At 65.4% G+C, this 22,073-nt stretch carries 18 protein-coding genes; 14 read left to right on the top strand and 4 right to left on the bottom strand.

Annotated features, from left to right (window positions below; all coding sequences use genetic code 11):
* Positions 1 to 23 precede the first annotated feature (23 nt).
* The gene (locus SMD14_RS07955) at positions 24 to 857 is read left to right on the top strand and encodes a lysophospholipid acyltransferase family protein (protein ID WP_321215916.1); all 834 of its coding nucleotides are present in this window, start codon (positions 24 to 26) and stop codon (positions 855 to 857) included.
* 73 nt (positions 858 to 930) lie between these two features.
* Positions 931 to 2,325 carry a class II 3-deoxy-7-phosphoheptulonate synthase gene (locus tag SMD14_RS07960; protein ID WP_104997491.1) on the top strand — a complete coding sequence of 465 codons (1,395 nt, stop codon included), beginning with the start codon at positions 931 to 933 and terminating at the stop codon, positions 2,323 to 2,325.
* Between the two features lie 47 nt (positions 2,326 to 2,372).
* On the opposite strand, the gene SMD14_RS07965 is transcribed toward SMD14_RS07960, so the two are convergent.
* Together SMD14_RS07965 and SMD14_RS07970 are read right to left on the bottom strand one after the other, a co-directional pair.
* Positions 2,373 to 4,502 (bottom strand): protein kinase domain-containing protein, encoded by a 2,130-nt coding sequence (locus tag SMD14_RS07965; protein WP_321215917.1) that lies wholly within the window; start codon positions 4,500 to 4,502, stop codon positions 2,373 to 2,375.
* Positions 4,503 to 4,608: 106 nt separating this feature from the next.
* Positions 4,609 to 6,006 (bottom strand): lytic transglycosylase domain-containing protein, encoded by a 1,398-nt coding sequence (locus tag SMD14_RS07970; RefSeq protein WP_157238516.1) that lies wholly within the window; start codon positions 6,004 to 6,006, stop codon positions 4,609 to 4,611.
* A gap of 242 nt (positions 6,007 to 6,248) precedes the next feature.
* On the opposite strand from SMD14_RS07970, the gene SMD14_RS07975 reads away from it, so the two are divergent.
* Positions 6,249 to 6,602: an Rv2175c family DNA-binding protein gene (locus SMD14_RS07975; RefSeq protein WP_321215918.1), complete on the top strand. Its 354-nt coding sequence runs from the start codon at positions 6,249 to 6,251 to the stop codon at positions 6,600 to 6,602.
* Between the two features lie 66 nt (positions 6,603 to 6,668).
* Here SMD14_RS07975 and SMD14_RS07980 read toward each other — a convergent pair whose 3' ends face one another.
* Together SMD14_RS07980 and SMD14_RS07985 are read right to left on the bottom strand one after the other, a co-directional pair.
* The gene (locus SMD14_RS07980; protein ID WP_321215919.1) at positions 6,669 to 7,763 is read right to left on the bottom strand and encodes a polyprenyl synthetase family protein; all 1,095 of its coding nucleotides are present in this window, start codon (positions 7,761 to 7,763) and stop codon (positions 6,669 to 6,671) included.
* Positions 7,760 to 8,287 carry a hypothetical protein gene (locus SMD14_RS07985; RefSeq protein WP_321215920.1) on the bottom strand — a complete coding sequence of 176 codons (528 nt, stop codon included), beginning with the start codon at positions 8,285 to 8,287 and terminating at the stop codon, positions 7,760 to 7,762. Before SMD14_RS07985 ends, SMD14_RS07980 begins: the two co-directional genes overlap by 4 nt.
* A gap of 75 nt (positions 8,288 to 8,362) precedes the next feature.
* Here SMD14_RS07985 and dinB point away from each other — a divergent pair, with 75 nt between their 5' ends.
* From dinB to ftsW, 11 genes are all read left to right on the top strand, one after another.
* Positions 8,363 to 9,589 carry a DNA polymerase IV gene (gene dinB, locus SMD14_RS07990; RefSeq protein ID WP_321215921.1) on the top strand — a complete coding sequence of 409 codons (1,227 nt, stop codon included), beginning with the start codon at positions 8,363 to 8,365 and terminating at the stop codon, positions 9,587 to 9,589.
* A gap of 274 nt (positions 9,590 to 9,863) precedes the next feature.
* Entirely contained in the window at positions 9,864 to 10,241 is a 378-nt protein-coding gene (locus SMD14_RS07995) for a DUF3040 domain-containing protein (protein WP_157238514.1), read from the top strand.
* Positions 10,242 to 10,649: 408 nt separating this feature from the next.
* The gene (mraZ, locus tag SMD14_RS08000) at positions 10,650 to 11,078 is read left to right on the top strand and encodes a division/cell wall cluster transcriptional repressor MraZ (protein WP_009358613.1); all 429 of its coding nucleotides are present in this window, start codon (positions 10,650 to 10,652) and stop codon (positions 11,076 to 11,078) included.
* Positions 11,079 to 11,244: 166 nt separating this feature from the next.
* On the top strand, positions 11,245 to 12,237 hold the full coding sequence (gene rsmH / locus SMD14_RS08005; protein WP_321215922.1) for a 16S rRNA (cytosine(1402)-N(4))-methyltransferase RsmH: 993 nt from the start codon (positions 11,245 to 11,247) through the stop codon (positions 12,235 to 12,237).
* Positions 12,234 to 12,959, top strand: a complete 726-nt coding sequence (locus tag SMD14_RS08010; protein WP_321215923.1) for a hypothetical protein — start codon at positions 12,234 to 12,236, stop codon at positions 12,957 to 12,959. Before rsmH ends, SMD14_RS08010 begins: the two co-directional genes overlap by 4 nt.
* 48 nt (positions 12,960 to 13,007) lie before the next feature.
* Positions 13,008 to 14,804: a penicillin-binding protein 2 gene (locus SMD14_RS08015; protein WP_321215924.1), complete on the top strand. Its 1,797-nt coding sequence runs from the start codon at positions 13,008 to 13,010 to the stop codon at positions 14,802 to 14,804.
* Positions 14,805 to 14,982: 178 nt separating this feature from the next.
* Positions 14,983 to 16,593, top strand: a complete 1,611-nt coding sequence (locus tag SMD14_RS08020) for a UDP-N-acetylmuramoyl-L-alanyl-D-glutamate--2,6-diaminopimelate ligase (protein ID WP_321216240.1) — start codon at positions 14,983 to 14,985, stop codon at positions 16,591 to 16,593.
* A 6-nt stretch (positions 16,594 to 16,599) separates the two neighbouring features.
* Positions 16,600 to 18,066, top strand: a complete 1,467-nt coding sequence (gene murF / locus SMD14_RS08025; protein WP_321215925.1) for a UDP-N-acetylmuramoyl-tripeptide--D-alanyl-D-alanine ligase — start codon at positions 16,600 to 16,602, stop codon at positions 18,064 to 18,066.
* Positions 18,063 to 19,172, top strand: coding sequence for a phospho-N-acetylmuramoyl-pentapeptide-transferase (mraY, locus tag SMD14_RS08030; protein WP_321215926.1), 1,110 nt, complete (start codon positions 18,063 to 18,065; stop codon positions 19,170 to 19,172). The genes murF and mraY overlap by 4 nt, the downstream gene beginning before the upstream one ends.
* A complete protein-coding gene (murD, locus tag SMD14_RS08035) occupies positions 19,154 to 20,728 on the top strand; it encodes a UDP-N-acetylmuramoyl-L-alanine--D-glutamate ligase (RefSeq protein WP_157238510.1) in 1,575 nt (524 codons plus the stop codon). The genes mraY and murD overlap by 19 nt, the downstream gene beginning before the upstream one ends.
* 2 nt (positions 20,729 to 20,730) lie before the next feature.
* Positions 20,731 to 22,071, top strand: coding sequence for a putative lipid II flippase FtsW (ftsW, locus tag SMD14_RS08040; protein WP_157238509.1), 1,341 nt, complete (start codon positions 20,731 to 20,733; stop codon positions 22,069 to 22,071).
* The last annotated feature ends 2 nt before the right edge of the window (positions 22,072 to 22,073 follow it).

Genomic DNA, 22,073 nt, shown 5'->3' on the forward strand with positions numbered 1-22,073 from the left:
CGCCTTCCGGAGAGGTTTCTCACGTGTTCTATTGGGTCATGAAGCGGATTTTCCTTGGTCCTGTGCTGAAGCTTCTTTTCCGCCCCTGGGTTAAGGGGCTGGACAATATTCCTGCCGAGGGCGCGGCCATTATCGCCTCCAACCACCTGTCGTTTTCCGATTCGATTTTCATGCCGCTGATGGTGCGGCGCCCCGTGGTCTTCCTGGCCAAATCGGAGTACTTCACCGGAACCGGGATCAAGGGCAGGCTGACCGCGCTGTTCTTCCGCCTGACCAACCAGTTGCCCATGGACCGGTCCGGCGGGGCTGCATCGGCCGCCTCGCTGAGTGCCGGAATGGAGGTCCTCAACCACGGCGGCCTGCTGGGCATCTACCCCGAGGGCACCCGGAGTCCGGACTCGAAGCTGTACAGGGGCAAGGTGGGCGTGGCCAGGCTCGCGCTGCAGGCCGGAGTTCCGGTGATTCCGGTGGCCATGATCGGCACGGACAAGGTGCAGCCCATCGGCAAGCGGCTGCCAAACATCCGCAGGATCGGCATGATCTTTGGTGAGCCGCTTGACTTCAGCCGGTATCGGGACCAGGCAGAGGACCGGGATATCCAGCGGAAAGTCACGGACCAGATCATGTTCGAACTGATGCGGCTCTCCGGGCAGGAATACGTGGATGAGTACGCCGCCGTCGTGAAGCTCCGGCTGGCGGGAAGGCCCCCCGAACCCGTGGCCGCCGCGGAACCCCTGGTGTCGCCGGCGCCTGCCGCGGCCGGTGCCGGGAGTCCGTCCGGCGATGCGGGCCCGGCGGAAGGCGCCGGAGGCCTCCGGAAAGCGGAGGACGACGGCGGGGCTGCCGCCAGGGAATGAAGCGGTTGTGACGCGCCCGGACGGGTGCGTGACGGTACGGTGTCCCGGGGCCCTGCGCGACCGTTAGTCTTAGATGGTGACTGAGCTATCTGCAAAACCCGCCTTTTCGCTGTCCAGCACCGCCCAGAGCGGAGCAGCCAACTATCCCGGACTCGACGACTGGCGGGACCTCCCCATTTCCCAGCAGCCCAGCTGGCAGGACCGGGACGTGTTTGAAGCCTCCGTGAAGGAGCTCTCCGTACTTCCTCCCCTGGTGTTCGCCGGCGAGGTGGACGTCCTCCGCGAACGCCTGGCTGCCGCTGCCCAGGGCAAGGCTTTCCTCCTGCAGGGCGGTGACTGCGCGGAGACCTTCGAGGCCGCGACGGCGGACAAGATCAGCGCGCGCGTCAAGACCATCCTCCAGATGGCTGTGGTGCTCACGTACGGTGCGGCCATGCCGGTCATCAAGATGGGCCGCATGGCGGGCCAGTTCGCCAAGCCCCGTTCCTCCAACGACGAAACCCGCGACGGCGTGACCTTGCCCGCCTACCGCGGCGACATCGTCAACGGGTACGACTTCACGCCGGAGTCCCGGGGCCACGACGCCTCGCGCATGCTCCGCGCCTACCACACGTCCGCTTCCACGCTGAACCTCATCCGCGCCTTCACCCAGGGCGGGTTCGCCGACCTGCGCTCGGTGCACCAGTGGAACAAGGGCTTCACCGAGAACCCGGCACACGCACGCTATGAGTCCCTGGCCCGCGACATTGACCGCGCCATCAAGTTCATGGCCTCCTGCGGCGCCGACTTTGAGGCGCTCAAGCGCGTCGAGTTCTTCGCCAGCCACGAAGCCCTGCTGCTGGACTACGAGCGCGCGCTGACCCGGATCGATTCCCGCACCGGATTCCCCTACGACACCTCCGCGCACTTCCTCTGGATCGGGGAGCGGACCCGCGAACTGGACCACGCGCACGTCGACTTCCTGTCGCGGGTGCGGAACCCCATCGGCGTGAAGCTGGGCCCGTCCACCACCGGCGACGATGCGCTCCGCCTGATTGACAAGCTTGACCCGGAGCGCGAACCCGGCCGGCTGACCTTCATCACCCGCATGGGTGCGGGCAACATCCGCGAGAAGCTGCCCGCCGTCGTCGAGAAGGTCACCGCGTCAGGCGCGCAGGTGCTCTGGGTTACCGACCCCATGCACGGCAACACCGTCACGTCCCCCAACGGGTACAAGACACGCAACTTCGACGACGTCATTGACGAAGTGCGCGGCTTCTTCGAAGTGCACCACGCCCTTGGCACCGTTCCCGGCGGCCTGCACGTTGAAATGACCGGCGACGACGTCGCGGAGTGCCTTGGCGGCGCCGACCCGGTGGACCAGGACGCCTTCCTGGACCGCTACGAGTCAGTCTGCGATCCGCGGCTGAACCACATGCAGTCGCTGGAAATGGCGTTCCTGGTGGCCGGCGCCCTCGCCAAGCACTAGGCGGCGCGCACTTCCCACGTGAACGGTGGTGTGGCCGGCAGGTCCGGCTACACCACCGTCAGGGTAACGACTGATCCCTCCGGAACCTCCTTGTTAACCGGATCCTGGTCCCGGACCGTGCCGAAGAAGCCGCCCAGGATATTGTTCACGCGTACCTGGAAGCCCAGGCCCTCCAAGGCCTTCCGGGCATCAGCGGCCTGCTTGCCGATGAAGCTGGGCACCTGCACCATCCGGGGTCCCTTGGAAATGGTCAGCGTGACGGTGCCGCCGCGGGTAAGCGTTCCGGTAGCCGGAGCCTGGCTGACAACCGCGCCCTTCGGGACGTCCCTGCTGAACACTTCCTCGCGCGCAACCTCAGCCGTGAGGCCGGCCTCCTCGATGGCATCAACGGCATCCTTCTCGTCCTGGCCCACCACCGAAGGGACAGGAATGGGCTCGGGACCCTTTGAAACCACCAGGCTGACGGGCGTGCCATGCCGGACGGCCGTACCGGGAGCGGGGTCCTGGGACAGGACTGTGCCGGCAGGGACCTTCTCATGAAACTGTTCCGTCACCGGGCCGAGCGCCATTTCCGCCGCGTTGAGGCCAGTCTTGGCCTGCTCCAAGGTGCCGCCGGCCAGCTTCGGCAGCGGGAACAGCTGGGGACCCTTGGAAACAAGTAGCGAGACCGGCTGGAACTTGCGGATTTCGGCGCCCGCCGCGGGTTCGCTGCCCACCACGAGGCCTGAGGGCACGTCGTCGTCGAAAATGTCCTTGGTGGTGGACCGGAACCCGGCCTCGTCCAGGAGCTGCTGTGCCTGCGCCACTGTCTTGTTGGCCACGGAAGGGATGGTGGCGGCAGCGCCCGGGCCCATGCCGAAGAACCAGCCCGCCCCGGTTGCCAGGAGGGCAGCAATCAGCAGGACAACTATCCACAGGATTCCCCGGCGGCGCGGGCTGCCCTCACGCAGCGTGCGGGCCGGGGTGGCGGCCGCACGGGCCCGTGCCCTCTCGTCCTCCTTGTCCGCCTTGCGCTGGGCGCGCTTGCCCAGCGTCGGAGGCGGTGGAGACCACGGCTCGACATCGTCGCCGGGCGGTGTGAGGGTGTGCCGGGCAGCTTCGGGTTGGGCATGACCGGCGTAACGAGGCTGGCCCTGTGACGGCGGGTAGGCGGGCGCAGCCGGCTTGCCAAACGGCATCACAGTTGTTGGATTGTTGGCCCGGCCGATTACCTCTGTGGGGTTCTGGTGGCCAGGATCCTGGAACCGCCCGGGATCGGTGGGCGGTGCGGGAACCCGGGAATGGGCCATGGCGCCTCCGGCCGCAGCCGCCGGCGGATGCAGGTCCAGCTCCGCATCGGTGAGGTTGGTCCGGATATGCCGAAGCTCCTGGAGCAGCGCGTTCCCGTCCACGGGCCGGTTTTCCGGATCATTGGAGGTGCACCACTGCACCAGCTCGTCCACTTCAGCAGCCAGTCCGGGAACCAGGGCCGAAGGCGGTCCCACTGTCCCGTTCACATGCTGGTACGCCACCTGGATGGGGACCTCGCCGTTAAACGGCTGCTGCCCCGTGAGCATTTCGAACAGCATGATGCCCACGGAGTAGATGTCGCTGCGCGCGTCCGCCGGCTTTCCAAGGACGAGCTCTGGGGGGAGGTACGCAACTGTTCCGAGCAGGGCGCCGGTGCTCGTGGAAGTGGTGACGGCGCGTGCCAGCCCGAAATCTCCAATTTTGATCCGTCCATCGTCGGAAATCAGGACGTTTTCCGGTTTGACGTCACGATGGATGAAGCCGGCGGCATGCGCAGCGCCTAGTCCTTCAACCACCGGGTCGATCAGCGCGAGGGCAAGTCGGGGCGGCAGCGCACCCTTCTCGGCGATGACGTCACGAAGTGTGTGGCCCCTGATGTATTCCATGACCAGATACGCGGTGCGGCCGTCGTTCCCCTGGTCGAGCACCCCCACTACATGGGGGTGGGACAACCTGGCTGCCGCCTTCGCCTCCCGCCCCAGCCTGCCCAGGAAATTCTCGTCTGCCGAAAGGTGCGGATGCAGCACCTTGAGCGCCACGTCCCGTTCCAACCGCTGGTCCGTGGCCAGGTAGACAGTGGACATTCCGCCCCGCGCAAGCTTGGACCTGACGGCATACCGGTTGTCCACCAGTGTCCCAACAAGGGGGTCTGACACGTGTTCCTGCACCCTTCGATCCTAGTCCCCGCAATGAAACGGGCCCGAACCGTTGCCGGTCCGGACCCGTGTCAAATCTTCCTGCGAGCCGGCTGCGGGTGGTGCCGGGCGGTGCAGGTCAGCCGAAGTTCTTCTGGTGGGCCTTGATGGCGGCGACGTAGGCCTTGGTGTCGTCGTACATCCCGTATTTGCTCACTGAGTATTGGCCCTGGTAGTAGCCCGCAATGGCAGTGTCCGTGTCCTTGCTGGTGGCGAGGAGACGGCGGATGATGGCGACGCCGGCCGTTGCATTGTCGTAGGGGTCCAGGAGGTTCAGCTTGCGCCCCACCAGATCCGATGCCCACTGCCCGGAGCTCGGGATGACCTGCATGGTTCCGATGGCGTTCGCCGGAGACACTGCGCGCTGGTCAAACCCGGATTCCTGGTGCGCAAATGCAAGGGCGAGCGAGGGTTCCACGCCCATCCTGCGCGCGGTGTCAGCCACGATGTTCCGCATCTCGCTGCGGGAGGGCACCGGAGAGGCGTTCAGCAGGGCTTTGTTCTCGTTGGCCGAGCTGACCACCGCAGAAGGGTAACTGAATCCGAGGAATGAACTTGGGACGAGGGGCGTCACTGAGGCAGCCGGCTGCGGGGCCGCCGGCTGGGCCGAGCCTCCAGGGATGGCCAGTTTGTTGCCCGGGTAGATGACACTGGTCATGCTCAGGCGGTTGGCAGAGAGCAGTTCGGAGAGTTTTACGCCGTGGCGCGTGGCGATGGCCGAAAGGGTATCTCCGGCTTTCACCGTGTAGGAGCCGGAAGCCGGCGCCGGAGCCGGAGCGGCCGGTACCGGCGCAGCCGGCGCGGACGTTGAGGCCAGGCCTGCCGAAGCAGGAGCGGCAGCGGGGGCCGGGGCAGTTTCGCCGGCGCCCACCTTGATCTTCTGGCCCGGGTAGATGATGGAGCGCATGCTGAGGTTGTTCCAGGCAAATACGTCAGCCAGGCCCACGTTATGCCGGGCCGCAATGGCGCCCAGCGTGTCGCCTGCCTTGACGGTATAGGTGGCACCGGATGCCGCGGCGGGAGCGGCAGGTGCAGGAGCGGCAGCGGGGGCGGCCGGCGCAGCGGCTGAGCCTGAGAGCTTGATCTTCTGGCCCGGGTAAATGATGGTGTTCGGCTGGAGGTTGTTCAGTTTCAGGATGTCAGCGGTGTTGAGGCCGAACTTTCCAGCGATCGCACTGATGGTATCGCCGCGCGCAATGGTGTACTCGGCGGGCGCCTGCGGCTGGGTAGGCCTAAAGGCGGCCGGGATGGCAGTGGACACGGCGGAGGCGGGGATGACCGCCGCAGTGGCTTTTGCAGCCTGGGCTTTCATGGCTGCGGCAAGCGTTCCCGGGATGGCACGGACTGGTTGCACGGCTGCAGCGGGCTGGGCCAAGGCCAAGGATGACAATACAACCGCTGGCAACGCCGCAGTGGTGGCAGCAAGCATTGGCAGGCTCGGCTTCGGGGGCTGCTTGTGCGAGCGGGACATCGTCATGGAAAGAATCCTCTTCTCAACTGCGGGCGCGGGCGGGGTGCCGCTGTCATTTCTCGATACTACTGTTACTGCTGTTAATTTTGTTACGTATGTGATCAATGAGAATCTCTCACGGATTTCGAAATAGCACAAGAATTCCGGGAATGGCCGCAAGGAAGAATTCCGGGTGTGTCTGCAGGTCAGGAGCGCCCTATAGGGGTATCGACTAGGCGGCAGGGCGCACAGCGTGGCAACCTTGATCCGTGAGTAATGTAGAAGAGCTTGTGGGCGAATGGTTGCCCCTACCCGACGTCGCCCGTTTATTGGATGTTTCCATCACCAGGGTTCACAGCCTGCTTGATGAGCGTGCCCTTGCGGCATTGCGTGTCGGGGAACGAAGAATCCGTTCCGTGCCGGCCGAGTTTATCCAGGACGGCCAGGTTGTAGACAGCCTCAAGGGCACGATTGTTGTCCTGGCTGACGCCGGGTATTCCGATGAGGACCTGATCGTTTGGCTTTTTACCCCGGATGAATCGCTGCGGGGACGGCCCATTGACGCCCTGCGCGAGGGCCGCAAAACGGAAATCAGGCGACGGGCCCAAACCCTCGCCTGGTAAACCACTGGCCGGGGATGTTCGGCAACACCAAAAGCCCGCCATCCCCGGCCAACAAAGCCTGGTTGCTCAGGAGGCGCGGCTGACTGTAGCTTCAGCCAGCCTCCGCAGGGCGGTTTTCGGCAGTTCGTCCAGGGGGAGCGATTCAAGCGCCTCGAATGCGGCCGCTCCGAATTCATTGATGAGGACTTCGGTGGCCGCCAACGCACCGGATTCCTCGATAATGCGCCGGAGTTCAAGGATGTCCTCTTCGGAGAGGTCCGGGCTGCCAAGCCTGGCGTCGATGAAGGCAGACTCGGCTGCCGATGCCTGGTCCAGCGCCAGGGCAACCAGCACAGTGCGCTTTCCTTCCCGCAAATCGTCCCCGGCAGGCTTGCCGGTTGTCAGCGGATCACCGAAGACACCCAGCACGTCGTCCCGGAGTTGGAAGGCTTCGCCCAAGGGCAACGCAAAAGCGGAGTAGCCGCGGAGCAGCTCATCCGAGGCTCCTGCCAATGCTCCACCCAGGGCCAGTGGATGCTCCGTGGAGTATTTTGCGGACTTGAACCGGATGATGGACTGTGCGCGGGTAACGGCCCCGGCCCGGTCCCTTACCGGACCGGCAACTTCTTCCAGGATGTCCAAGTACTGGCCGGCCATCACCTCCGCCCGCATGAGGTTGAAAATCAGCCTGGCCCTGGTGCCGGCGGCTGCCCGCTCGCCAATGTCCGTGAACGCCTCTTCGCTGAAGGAGAGGCACAGGTCACCTGTCAGGATTGCCGCCGCGTGCCCGAACCGTTCGCTGTCCAGCGCCCAGCCCCGCGACCCGTGCAGTTCGCTGAAACGGCGGTGGACGCTTGGGCCGCCCCGCCTGGTATCCGACCGGTCGATGATGTCGTCGTGGATCAGGGCCGCCGCCTGGAACAATTCCAGTGCGGCGCCTGCGGTCACCACCTGTTGCGCGGCGGGCTGTCCGCCCGCGCCCCGCCAGCCCCAGTAGCACATCAGCGCGCGCAGGCGCTTACCGCCCGTGACCAGGTTGGAGATGGAACCCATGAGGGGTTCGATATCCGGAGAGATGCCGGACATGATGGCCTGCCGGGAGGTGAGGAACCCCGTCAGCTCACCGGCAACCGCCGCAACGAAGTCCGCCTGTTCATTCCTCAGCTGTTCCGCTGCCGTCACTTGGCGGACTCAGCTGCCACGTTGGCGCCGATGGTGAATGTGGCAACGCCCGAAGCTTCAACCACCGAGAGGTTGACCGTTTCGTTGTCCCCGCGGACAAAGTCCTTGGACGCCACTGCTCCCACGGCTTCGCCAGGAACTGCCTTGAAGCCCTGCCCTTCAAGGGCCTTGGTGTAATAGTCCACAACCGCAGCGGTGGGGGCTGCGATGCTTCCCACCAGGGCGGCAGTGGCGGGGGCTGACGCCTTGTCAAAGCTGCTCGATACCACCTTGGCTCCCGGCATAAGGGGAAGGAGCTGCTGCGGGAAGCCCTCCACCACCGCCCCGACGGTCGCCGAGGTATTGGGCGACGCGGAGGGGCTGGGGGAAGCTGTGATGGTTGATCCGGCAGTTCCCGGAGCCGAAGCGGAGGCAGAAGGATCCGGGGCTGCTGACGGAGTCGGGCTGCAGGCTGCAAGCAGCAAAGCTGCGCCGGCAGCGAATACTGCCAACCCTGCTGGCTTAAGGTTTCCAAAGACCGTCACAGGGACATTCCTCCTGGTGTTGATGCCGGATTCAGCCTCCAGTTTAGTCAGTACAAAACGGATAGGATTGCAGCCGTGGGGCCCGAAGGTAAGAACCAGCCGCCCGGAGCGCGCCTTCCGGGACGCAGGCGCAAGTGCATCATGCACGTGGACATGGATGCCTTCTATGTCTCGGTGGAGCTGCGGACCCGTCCTGAACTCATGGGCAGGCCCGTCATCGTCGGGTTCCCCGCGGACCGTTCCGTGGTCCTTTCAGCCTCCTACGAAGCCAGGGCATTCGGCGTGAAGTCGGCCATGCCGATGGCCGTGGCCGCCCGCATGTGCCCCCACGCGGTCATCATCGAACCGCGCCACAAGCTGTACTACGAAGTGTCCGCCCAGCTGATGGGCATTTTCGAATCCATTACGGAGCTCGTCGAACCCCTCAGCGTCGATGAGGCCTTCCTCGACGTCACCGGCGCCATCAGGCGCCTGGGTGCGCCGAAGGGAATTGGGGAAATGATCCGGCGGCAGGTTAGCTCTGAGCTGGGCATCACGGCGTCGGTGGGGATAGCGGAATCAAAATTCGTGGCGAAAATTGCCTCCACCCGCTGCAAGCCGGACGGACTGCTCATGATCGCGCCCGATGAGACCGTGCCGTATCTTCATAGCCTGCCGGTCGGCGCCCTGTGGGGAGTAGGTGCCAAGACGGCGGAGGTACTCGCAAGGATGGGCATCAGGACCGTTGCGGACGTGGCGGCAACGCCGGTCTCTTCGCTGAAGAAGATGCTGGGCGCCACGGGGGAGCATGTCCACCAGCTTTCCTGGGGCATAGACCCCCGGCCCGTCACCCCGGTCCGGCTGGAGAAGAGTATCGGGGCGGAAGAAACGTTTGCCGTTGACACCGCCGACGACGCCCTGCTCCACCGGGAACTGCTGCGCCTCTCCCACCGCACGGCCGCGCGCCTGAGGAGTTCAGGCATGGTGGCCCGGACCGTCGCCCTGAAGCTCCGGTTCGCGGACTTCTCCACCATCACGCGCAGCAGGACGGTCCAGACTCCCGTGGACAGCGCCCAGCTGATCTACGCAGTCGCCCTGCAGCTGCTCGAGTCCGTGGGGGACAGGGCAATGACCGTTCGGCTTGTGGGGGTGCGCGCCGAGCAGCTCGAAGACGCTGCCCGGACCTCGCTTCAGCTCAGCATCGACCGGCGGGACGACAACTGGCGGGCGGCTGAGCAGGCACTCGACGAAGTGGCACGCAAATTCGGCAGCAAGTCCGTCCTTCCCGCCCGCCTCATGGAGCCCGGAAACACCCCCGAATAACGGCCGGCGGACGCCTTGGCGGGGCCGCCGCCAAAGTCTTTTCCGTCTTTCAGAACAGCCCTCGACAAACTATCCTTAGATATACATAGTTTTCGAGTGACTGGACTTACTGCCGGACCCTCTTGGACATGCTCCCGCTCCTGCGACGGCATGCCGGGTTACCGATTTCCGCTTTTGCCGGCGGAGCGGGAACCTCTTAGGCATAACAGCCGTTAAGGGTGCAGAAGTAGTGGCTGGGATCAGCCCGGACGTTGGCCTACAAAAGGAGGTCGTGATGCCGCTGTCGGAGCACGAACAGAAGCTGCTTGAGCAGCTGGAGAAGCAGCTTCACGAGGACGACCCGAAGTTCGCGAATTCCATGGGTTCAGACCCGGGGCGTTCATGGTCCACGAGGCACGTGGTGATTGGCGTCCTCTGCGCCCTGGCTGGCGTCTTCCTGCTACTCGTGGGTGTCACTCTCCAAAACATCTTCGTCGGAGTCCTGGGCTTTGTGGTGATGGGCGGCGGCGTCTATTTCGCCACCATGCGGAGCAGTTCGGCCGGGGCGAAGCCGGGATCCAAGGCCGGCGGCCGAAAGCCGGGGAAGTCCAGGAGTTCCTTTATGAGCAGCCTTGAGGAACGGTGGGATGAAAGGCGCAGGGGAGAACCCTAAACGCCTCCCGCCGAATTACTCCCGGCACCTCCACTTCGCTCCCTGTTGGAGGGGGCAGGCGAAAAGACCCGCACTTTGCGGGTCTTTTCGCATTTAAAACGCGCCCGATAAATACGGCCGGAATTGAAGAACGTCGTGGATGCGGCGCATGCCGGGCGATCACCAGCAGTTTTGCCGGCAGGTGATGCCGGCGCCAGGAACTTGCCGTCAGCCCGTGGGGCAAAAGTCCTCCACTTTCCACCACCGGCAGGAATCCCTGCAATTCCGGCGTTCTTTTCCCATAAATAACCTGCCATCGGGCCGCGTTCGCGTTGACTGTGGGGGAAAGTGGAGTAATGTGGAGGACATAAGAGGGTGGTTGCAACATAGGGGATGTGCAGTTCCTGACAGCGGACAGGCGGTGGGCCAGTGTTTCTGGGCACTCACTCGCCACGTCTGGATGAAAAGGGACGGATCATTCTCCCCGCCAAGTTCCGGGAGGAACTTGCCAGCGGGCTGGTGCTCACAAGGGGCCAGGAACGTTGCATCTACGTCTTCAGCGAGAAGGAATTTGCGCGGGTCCACGAGCAAATGCGGGAGGCGCCAATCTCCTCTAAGCAGGCACGCGACTATATCCGCGTCTTTCTCTCTGGAGCCTCTGACGAGGTACCTGACAAGCAGGGGCGCGTTACCATTCCACCCGCGCTCCGGGAATACGCAGGCCTCGGCAGGGAACTCGCCGTGATAGGCGCCGGATCCCGGGCCGAGATCTGGGACGCCCAGGCTTGGAATGAATACCTCGCGGAGAAGGAAACAGCCTTCTCTGAAACTGATGACCCCATTCCGGGCATTCTCTGACCGGAACAGGACAGCAGGCAGCTTCTTGGATGAGATCTCCAGCCGCCCATCGGCTGGCCATCCTGGCTCACTTCCCCGGAGCCAGGCTGGCGGACGATAGGCGCGGATGGGGATCTGGTCCCAGAAGCCACCACAAGGTGACACCAACGGCGAGAAAGGACGAGGCATGAACGAACACCCCAAGCCAACGTCCGAACGCCATGTGCCGGTCCTGCGGGACCGGTGCATCAATTTGTTGGCACCTGGATTCGAGGCGGCCAGGCTCCGCGGCGAAACGCCGGTGGCCGTCGACGCGACCCTGGGCATGGGCGGCCACTCCGAGGCAATGCTGCAGCGCTTTCCGGACCTGCACCTCATCGGCATAGACAGGGACGAGGAAGCACTCGCCCTCGCCGGGGAGAGGCTGGCCCCTTTCGCCGCCCGCACGGACCTGGTGCACGCCGTTTACGACGAGATAGCGGACGTCCTGGCGGACCTGGGCGTTGCTGAAGTCCACGGAATCCTGATGGACCTCGGAGTGTCATCCCTCCAGTTGGACGAACGCGAACGCGGCTTCGCCTACTCCTTCGACGCCCCGCTGGACATGCGGATGGACACCAGCCGTGGGCAGACCGCGGCAGACGTAGTAAACAACTACAGCGAAGAGGAACTCGTCCGGATCATCCGGAAGTGGGGCGAGGAGAAGTTCGCCGGCCGGATCGCCAACAGGATTGTCACCGCCCGTGCCACCAAGCCCTTCACCACCACCGGAGAACTCGTGGAACAGATCCGGGCGGTAGTTCCGGCAGCCGCGGCCAAGTCCGGCGGGCACCCCGCCAAGCGCACTTTCCAGGCGCTGCGGATCGAAGTGAACGAAGAACTCGACGTCCTTGAACGCGCCGTGCCTGCCGCCGTCGACTACTTGGCCCTGGGCGGGCGCATCGTGGTCATGTCCTACCACTCCCTCGAGGACAAGATCGTCAAGAGCGTCCTGCAGGCACGTTCCAAATCCTCAGCTCCGCTCGGGTTCCCGGTGGAGCTGGAAGAACACAAGGCCGAACTTAAGACCCTGACCAAAGGCACCGAGGTGCCCACCGCCGTCGAGATCGCCGAAAACCCGCGCGCTGCATCAGCAAGGCTGCGCGCGGCGGAACGAATCAGAGCCAGGAGAGCTGCATGAGCACCGCTGCCGTCAAGAACTTTCCCGCCGCGTCCGGCAGTTCGGCGGCCGGCAGGGCCCTTCCGGCACACACCCCCGCGGACGGCCGGAAGGGCCGGACTCCGCTGTCAGTGGTGCGCACCGTACCCCGCAAGCGCCGCGCACCATTCGTAGTGCTCTGCTTCGCCCTGCTTGCCGTGGCCCTGGTGGCCGTGCTGGTGTTGAACATCTCCGTGTCCACCGCGCAGTACCAGCTGGTGGAGCTGCGGGCACGGCAGAGCACGCTGACCAAGCAGAACCAGGACCTCACCCAGCAGGTGCAGAACTTCGAAGCGCCCCAGAACCTGGCGGCCAAAGCTTCGGAGCTCGGTATGGTGGCCTCCACGGTCAAGGGCCAGATCGACCTGTCCACCCTGACGGTCACGGGCAAGGCGACACCGGCAGTTAAGGGCGGTCCCGCCGGGGCCGTTATTCCCGCACCTGCCGTGGCAGGGCAGCTGATTGTGGTTCCGCCGGCAACCAGGGGTGAACCGCTGGCAAGCCGCAAACCGGCAGAGGCGGGAGCCCAGGGTGCTGCAGCGGCTGATGCTGCGGGCTCCAAAGCAGCGACCCCGGATGCGGCCACGCCTGCCGGTCCACCTGCCGGCCTTCCCGCAGCGGCGGCTGCCGCAGCGGCTGCTGCAGCAGTGGAGCTCCACGGCGGATCCGTCCCCGCACCCGAGCAGAAGGTGCCCGGGCAGTAAAACGGCAGGTCTGACAGGCAGCAGGGTCGAGCAGCAAGGAATTTCACGGTGGCGCAGAGGTCCGGCAAGGCAGTCAACAGCAAGGTGCCCAATGCCACCAAGCGCTTGCGCCTGGGGCTTGGCATCATGCTGACGCTCCTGTTGGTGGTGGGCGGCAAACTCTTCCTCGTCCAAGGGCTCGATGTAGGGGGCATGGCGGAAGCCGCCCTCAACAGCCGGATGAAACAGACCGTCCTGCCGGCGGAACGGGGCAGCATCCTGGACTCCCGGGGCACAGTGCTGGCCAACAGCGTGATCCGCTACAACGTGGTGGTGGACCAGCGGGTCAACACAAAAACGGAGACTTTCAAGCGCCTGGACGACGCCAAGGAGAAGCTGGTTGATGTCAGCCGGGAACAGGGGCTGACGGAGCTGGCGGCTGCCCTGGGCATGGAGAAGGACGCCATCCGCGAGGCCGTCACCGGGCAGCAGCCGTATTACATCGTGGCCAAGGACGTAAAGCCCGATGTCGAGGACCGCATCTCGCAGCTCCAGATTCCCGGCATCGTGACCGAAGGCGTCAGCAAGCGCGTCTATCCCAACGGGTCGGTTGCCGGCGGGATCATCGGCTTCCTCCAGGACGGCACCACCGGCCAGGCCGGCATTGAACAGACCCAGGACGAACTCCTGAAGGGCTCGGACGGCAAACGGCTCTTTGAGATCGGTGCGGACGGGCTCCGGATCCCCGTGGGGGTTGACGAACTGACGCCCCCGCAGGACGGGAAGGACGTCAAGCTCACCCTCAACTCGGACCTCCAGTACTTCGCCCAGCAGGCGATCCAGAGCCAGTCGGACAAACTGGGCGCCGAGTGGGGCGTCATCATCGTGATGGACGTCAAGACGGGCAACCTGGTTGCCATGGCCGACACCAATTCGCCGGATCCGAATGACCCTGGCCGGGTAGCGGCCAAGGACCGCGGCGTCCGTGCCGTTACGGCCGCCTACGAGCCCGGTTCGGTTGAGAAGATGATGACGGCGGCGGCGCTCATCGAAGAGGGCAAAGCCAAGCCGCTGGACACGTTCACCCTCGGACCCACCTACACGGTGGACGGGCAGACCTTCAGCGACTCCTTTGCCCATGGAACCGAGGAGCGGACCCTGGCCGGCATCCTGGGCTATTCGATGAACACCGGCACCGTCATGGCCGGGCAGCGCCTGAGCAAGGAACAGCGCTACGACTGGCTGAAGAAGTTCGGGGTGGGCGAAGCCCCGGACATCGGACTGCCGGCCACTGCCTCCGGCATCCTGACGCCCTGGGAACAGTGGGACGGCCGGCAGGAATATACAGTCCTGTTCGGGCAGGGCGTTTCGCAGTCCACCCTGCAGACAGTGCGCGCGTTCCAGTCCATCGCGAACAATGGCGTGATGCTCCAGCCCCGCCTGATCGACTCCTATGTCTCCGCTGACGGAACAGAGGAAAAGATTCCGGCCGCGGAGCCGCGGCAGATCGTTTCCGAGGACACCGCCCAGCAGGTCCAGGACATCCTCGAAAGCGCAGTCACCGAGGGCCAGATCAAGGACGCGGCCATCGACGGGTACCGGGTGGGAGCCAAGACGGGCACCTCCGAGTCTCCCTGCGACGACGGCAAGTCCGGGTTCTGCGGCTACACGGCCTCAATGGTGGGCATGGCACCCATGGATGATCCGCGGTTTATTGTGGAGGTGGTACTCCAGCGGCCCAAGGGCAGCATCTACGGGATTACCAACGGGCCGGTCTTCCGGTCGGTCATGAGCCAGGCACTGCGGACCTACAACGTCCAGCCGTCCACGGGCGAGCCGGCCAGACTGCCCCAGTTCGCCAAGTAACACCCCGGCAGCATCCGGAGCAGCCGCCGCTGCTACGGTTCATCCATGCCGGACACGGTCCACTAGCACCATCGGAGATCCCTTGTCAGAGTTCAACCCGTCCCACCATCATGCAGCCCCGCAGGGACAAGCCCCGCAGGGACAAGCACAGGACGAACAAGCACAGGACGAACAAGCCCTGCAAGGACCCGCACGGCTGGGACCGGACCAGCCCCGCTTCCGGCCGTCCGCCGTTGATGCCGTCCGGCTGGACAGCATCGGCGAGGCGGTCGGCGTCGTAGTTCCGGGAGCCTCCGCTGACGTGGCGGTGACCGGCATCTCCCTGAACTCCCGGACGGTTGAACCGGGTGACCTGTACGTCGCCCTTCCGGGCGCAACCCGGCACGGCGCCGACTTCGCTGCCCAGGCCATTGCGGCGGGAGCGGCGGCCATTGTGACGGACGACGCCGGTGCCCGCCTCCTGGCCTTGTCCTCCGACACGTCGGTTCCGGTGCTGGTGGTCGATGCCCCGCGGAACGTGGTGGGCCCGCTGTCCGCCATGATCTACCGGCGCAGCCAGGAGGGGGCGGCGCTGCAGCTTTTCGGCGTGACGGGCACGAACGGCAAGACCACCACCACCTACTTCATCACCTCGCTGCTGCGGTCCCTGGGCAAAAAGCCGGGCCTGATCGGGACCATCGAGATCCTGGCCGGCGGCGAACCGATTCCGAGCCTCCTGACCACGCCGGAGTCCCCGGAAGTCCACGGGCTGCTGGCACTGATGCGGGAGAAAGGACTTGCTGCGGCCGCGATGGAAGTTTCCTCGCACGCCATCTCCTACCAGCGCGTGGACGGAGTGCAGTTCGACGTTGCAGGGTTCACCAACCTCACCCAGGACCACCTTGACCTGCACCACACCATGGAGGACTACTTCGCCACGAAGGCCGAACTGTTCACGCCCGCCCGCGCGCGGAAGGCCGTGGTGACGGTCGACGACGAATGGGGGCGCCGCCTCGCAGCCAGCACCCAGGTGCCCGTCACCACGCTCGCCACCGTGCCCGGGAACAGTGCCGACTGGACCGTCACGGAGGCAAAGCCCCGCGGGCTTGGCACGGAGTTCACGCTCAGCGGGCCCGGCGGCACTGTCCTGACGGTCCACACGGGGCTTCCCGGGAGCTTCAACGTTGCCAACGCAGCCCTGGCCGCGGTCATGGTCCTCACAGGCGGCGTTGACGCCGCTACGCTGCAGGCGGCCCTGGATGCGGGCGACCCCTTCACGGTGGCCGTCCCGGGGCGCATGCAGCTGGTCTCCGAGCGGCCGGCCGCCGTGGTGGACTTCGCACACAACACGGACGCGCTGGCCAGGGCGCTGGAAGCCGTCCGGTCGGCCGAACCGGAATCCCGGCTGATCGTGGTGTTTGGCGCCACAGGCCAGCGCGACCAGGGCAAACGGCCGGCCATGGGCGCGATCGCGGCCCGCCTTGCGGACACCGTGATCGTCACGGACGACGACCCCCACGACGAGGACGCCGCAGCCATCCGCGCCGACGTCCTCGCAGGGGCGCTGGAAGCCCGGGCCGGTGAGTCCCTGCCCTGCGAGGTGCTGGAGGTTTTCCCCCGCGACAAGGCCATTCAACGAGCCGTGGAACTCGCCCGGCCACAGGACAGCATCCTGGTTGCCGGCCGCGGCCATGAAGTATGGCAGGAGGTGAAAGGCGTCAACCTCGCACTGGATGACAGGGTGGAGCTGCGCAGCGCCTTGACAGCCAGGGGATTCAACGTTCTCCAAGACGACCGGATAGAGTCCTAGACCGAGATGATTGCATTTACCGCGGCGGAAATCGCCGACATCACTAAAGGGCGCCTGGACGCCGATCCCGGGATCACGCCTCTGTCGGTGGTCACCGATTCCCGCGAAGCCACGCCGGGATCGCTCTACGTCGCAAAACCCGGCGAGTACGCGGACGGACACGACTTCGTCGAAGCCGCCTTCACCGCCGGTGCCAGCCTGGCACTAGTGGAGCGCCCAGTGGCAGCACCGGACGGTTCGCCGTATCCGTCCGTGGTGGTTCCCGACGCCGTGCTCGCGATGGGCGCGCTGGCCGCGGAAGCCGTCCGGAGGATCCGTGCCGCCCGCGCGGAGGCCAACGAAGAACTGACTGTCATCGGCATCACCGGCTCTGCCGGAAAGACCACCACCAAGGACCTGCTTGCCGGCATACTTTCCCGGCACGGCGCCACTGTGGCGCCGCGGGGGTCCTACAACGGTGAAATCGGAGTGCCGCTCACCGTCTTCACCGCCGGAACCGACACCCGCTACCTCGTGATCGAGATGGGCGCCACCGGCATCGGCCACATCAGGTACCTGGCCGAGATGGTCAGGCCTGACATCGGAGTGGTGCTCGGCGTCGGGACCGCGCACGCCGGCGAATTCGGGGGAGTGGAGAACATCGCCCGAGCCAAGGGCGAACTCGTGGAAGGCCTGGCAGCCTCCGGCACAGCCATCATCAACCTCGACGACGAGAGGGTGGCGGACATGCGCGCACGCACCTCCGCGTCCGTCGTCGGCTTCTCCGCCGAAGGCCGGCCCGGCGCCGGCGTGCAGGCGCTCAATGCGGACACCAACGCGGAGGGCCACCCCGAATTCGAACTCCTCCTTCCCGGTGCGGACACGACCCACCACGTCAGCAGCCGCCTGATTGGTGCCCACCATGTCAGCAATTTGCTGGCAGCGGCCGCAGCCGCGTGGGCGGCAGGAATTCCCGGCCCGGACATCGCCGCGGCCCTCAGCGGCCAAACGGCAGCCAGCCGGTGGCGCATGGAGCGCACCGAGCGGGAGGACGGCGTCACCATCATCAATGACGCCTACAACGCCAACCCGGAGTCAATGCGCGCGGCCCTGCGCACACTCGCGGACCTGGGCCAAGGAAGGCGCACCTGGGCAGTCCTGGGCGCCATGCTCGAACTCGGCGAGGATTCCATCCGCGAGCATACGGCCGTGGGCACCCAGGTGGTGCGCCTTAACATTTCCCGGCTGGTGGTAGTGGGCCGGGAAGCCCGTGCCCTCTACGTATCCGCCGTCCAGGAGGGCTCCTGGGGTGACGAATGCGTCTTCGCCGAGACCGCCGACGACGCGTACGAGCTGCTGTCAGCGGAACTCAAACCCGGCGACCTGGTGCTGTTCAAATCATCCAACAGCGTGGGACTTCGCCATTTGGGCGATCGGATAGCATTACCCCCACAAACCCCGCAGCCCGCCGATGAAAGGAGCACACAGCTGTGATTGCACTTTTGATCGGCGCCGGACTGGCGCTCCTCTTCGCCCTGGTGGGCACGCCGCTGTTCATCCGGCTCCTGGTCCGCCGCGGCTACGGCCAGTTCATCCGAGACGACGGCCCGACCTCCCACCACACCAAACGCGGAACACCCACCATGGGCGGGACCGTCGTGGTGGCAGCGGTCCTTTTGAGTTACGGCCTGACGCACCTCATCATGCTCATGGTGAATCCGGATTCGCCTGGCCCGTCCGCCTCCGCCCTGATCCTGCTGTTCCTCATGGTGGGGATGGGGCTTGTCGGATTCCTGGATGACTTCATCAAGATTTCGCGGCAGCGCAGCCTGGGGCTCAACGCCAAGGCGAAGCTGATCCTGCAGGCAGCAGTGGGCGTCATCTTCGCTGTGCTGGCCCTCAACTTTCCGGATGAAGACGGCCTCGCGCCGGCCTCCACCAAGATCTCCCTGGTCCGGGACCTGCCCTGGCTGGACCTCGCCTTCGGCGGAACCGTGCTGGGCGCCATCCTTTTCGTCATCTGGTCCAATCTGATCGTCACTGCCGCCACCAACGGCGTAAACCTCACGGACGGCCTTGACGGACTGGCAGCCGGGGCCTCGGTCATGGTCTTCGGCGCCTATACGCTGATGGGCATTTGGCAGAGCAACCAGGCCTGCGGCTCGCCCCGGGAAGCCGGCAGCGGGTGCTACCAGGTCCGGGACCCCCTGGACTTGGCCCTGCTGGCCGCCATCATGAGCGCTGCCCTGGTGGGATTCCTTTGGTGGAACACCTCGCCGGCCAAGATCTTCATGGGGGATACCGGCTCCCTCGCCATTGGCGGTGCGATCGCAGGTTTTGCCATCCTTTCCAGGACGGAGCTGTTGCTGGGGATCATTGGCGGACTGTTCGTCCTGATCACGCTTTCGGTGATCATCCAGGTGGGTTATTTCAAAGCCACAGGCGGTAAACGCGTCTTCAAGATGGCGCCGCTGCAGCACCACTTCGAACTGAAGGGGTGGGCTGAAGTGACCGTGGTGGTCCGGTTCTGGATCCTCGGCGGGCTCTTCGTCGCCGTAGGCCTGGGAATTTTCTACGCTGAATGGGTTGTGCTGCTGTGACCGTTTCCCCACGCCTCCAGGAGCTCGTGAGCTGGGATTCAGACTGGGCCGGGCTGCGGGTGGCAGTCACCGGCATCGGCGTGTCAGGGTTCGCCGCCGCTGACACGCTGATTGAACTCGGTGCCCGCGTGGTGGTGGTTGACGCCGCCACCAGCGATACAGCGAAAGCCCACGCTGAAACCCTGAAGATCGTCGGCGCCGCCGACGTCCTGCTCGGCGATGATGCAGTGACGCGCCTGCCAAAGATCGACGGCAAACTTCCGGAGCTGATCGTGACATCGCCGGGCTGGCGTCCGGACCAGGCCCTGCTGGCCGCTGCTGCGCGGGCGCACATCCCGGTATGGGGCGACGTTGAACTCGCCTGGCGGGTGCGCGTGCGGGAGGGCCGCAAGACAGCGGACTGGCTGGCCATCACCGGAACCAACGGAAAGACCACCACGGTGGGACTTACCGAATCCATGCTGCGCGCCGCCGGACTGAAGGCCATCGCCGTGGGCAACGTGGGTACGCCGATTCTGGATGCCATTCGGGACCCGGTCGAGTACGACGTTTTCGCCGTCGAACTCTCCAGCTTCCAGCTGCACTGGTCGGAATCCCTCTCGCCGGTGGCCAGCGTGTGCCTCAACGTCGCCGAGGACCACGTTGACTGGCACGGCTCCTACGACTCCTACCTTGCGGACAAGGCCAAGGTCTACGAACGCACCCAAAAAGCCTGCCTCTACAACGCCGAGCAGATTGAAACCGAGCGGATGGTGGAAAACGCCGACGTGGTGGAGGGCTGCCGGGCCGTCGGTTTCACTACCCTCACCCCCGCCATCAGCATGCTGGGCGTGGTGGAAGGCCTGCTGGTGGACAGGGCATTCATCGAAGAGCGAAGGGACAGCGCCGCGGAACTTGCCTCGATGGCCGACCTTGGCGCCATTGCACCCCGGCACATGGTGGCCAACGCACTGGCGGCCGCAGGCCTGGTACGCGCCTACGGCGTGGAGCCCAGGGCCGTGCGGCAGGGGATCCAGGACTACGTGCCCGGGAACCACCGCATCCAGCCGGTGGCCCGCCACAACGGAGTCCTGTGGATCAATGATTCCAAGGCCACCAACCCGCATGCGGCCGCCGCTTCGCTCGCTGCATTCAGCAACGTCATCTGGATCGCGGGAGGACTCTCCAAGGGTGTCACCTACGACGACCTTGTGCGGGAGCACGCGCACCGGCTCAAGGCGGTGGTCCTGATCGGAACCGACACTTCCGCGCTGGCCGGCGCCCTCTCGCGACACGCGCCCGATGTCCCGGTGATCCAGCCGGCGGCGGGTGACACTGAACAGGTGCAGACTGCTGCAACAGACGGCATCCAGGCCGGTTCCCCCCTGGCCGGGAAACCGGTGATGGCCCGGGCGGTTGCGTCAGCAGCCCAGCTGGCCGGTTCCGGCGATACTGTGCTGATGGCCCCGGCAGCTGCTTCCATGGATCAGTTCTCTTCCTACGCTCACCGCGGTGACACTTTCATCGAAGCTGTCCGCGAGCTGGTGGAAGGGCAGGCCCAGACCGGCGAGGAGTAACAATGGTCAGCACGCCAACACGCCCGCCTGCCCGGCAGCAGGCCGGCAAGCCGCGTCCCGGCTCCTCGGCATCGCCGGCCAGCCGTCCCGCCACTGCCGTAACCCGGCTGCGGGCCGGCTACCGGAAGTTCTGGTCGGCGCTGGAAGGAACCGGAACTTCCCGGAACGGCTCCACCTACTACCTCATCCTGGGATCCACCCTGGCGCTGACGGCGATCGGCATCATGATGGTGCTCTCTGCGTCCAGCGTCGAGTCGATCGCCGCCGGCAAGTCACCCTACGGCGATGCCCTAAAGCAGGGGATGTTCGCCGCAATCGGCATCTTCACCATGTTCGTGCTGTCCCGCATCAATGTGGTGTGGCTCAAGCGGCTCGCATGGCCCGCCATCATCGGCGCCGTGGTCCTCCTGGGACTGGTGCAGCTTGTGGGTGCGGAGGTCAACGGCAACAAGAACTGGATCGACCTCGGCGGCATCACCTTCCAGCCGTCCGAAGCGTCCAAGCTGGCCCTCGCCCTGTGGATGGCTACCGTTTTGGCCAGGAAGGGAAAGCTCCTCAGCCTCTGGCAGCACGTCGCGGTCCCTGCCGTCCCGATGGCCATCATCATCGTGGTGCTGGTCCTGGTGGGCAATGACCTCGGAACGGCCATGATCATCATGATGATCACGGCTGCCGCACTCTTCTTTGCCGGGGCACCCCTGTATCTCTTCGGTATCGCAGGCCTGGTGGCCGCCGCCGGAACGGCCGTCATGGCTGTGACCAGTTCGAACCGCATGTGCCGGATCACTTCGTGGTGGACCGGCGAGTCCTGCGCCGACGGCATCGACGCCAACTACCAGGCCACCAACGGGCTCTACGGGCTGGCGTCGGGTGGCTGGTTCGGCGTTGGGCTGGGGCAGAGCCGGCAAAAGTACAGCTGGATCCCCGAAGCCCACAACGACTTCATCTTTGCCATCATCGGCGAGGAACTCGGCCTGGTGGGGACCGTCGTCGTCCTCATCCTCTTCGCCATCCTGGGCGCCGCGATCTACCGTGTGGTAGTGGCGCAGGCGGACATGTTCCACCGCGTGCTGGCCGGCACCATCATGGTGTGGCTGCTGGGCCAGGCCACTGTCAACATGTCCGTGGTGACCGGTCTGATGCCCGTCATCGGTGTGCCCCTGCCGTTCATCTCCTATGGCGGCTCGGCGCTGCTGATGTCGCTCTGCGCCATCGGCGTGGTGCTCTCCCTGGCCAGGGAGCAGATGGCCCCGTCCATCCGGCCCAAGCGGATGCTCAAGTTCAAGGCCAAGCCGGCGCGGAAAGACGCGGCCCGGAAGAAGACTGCAAGAAAGCGTGCCTAGCC

Origin of the sequence: Pseudarthrobacter oxydans (genome assembly GCF_034258515.1) — a bacterium.
GTDB lineage: Bacteria > Actinomycetota > Actinomycetes > Actinomycetales > Micrococcaceae > Arthrobacter.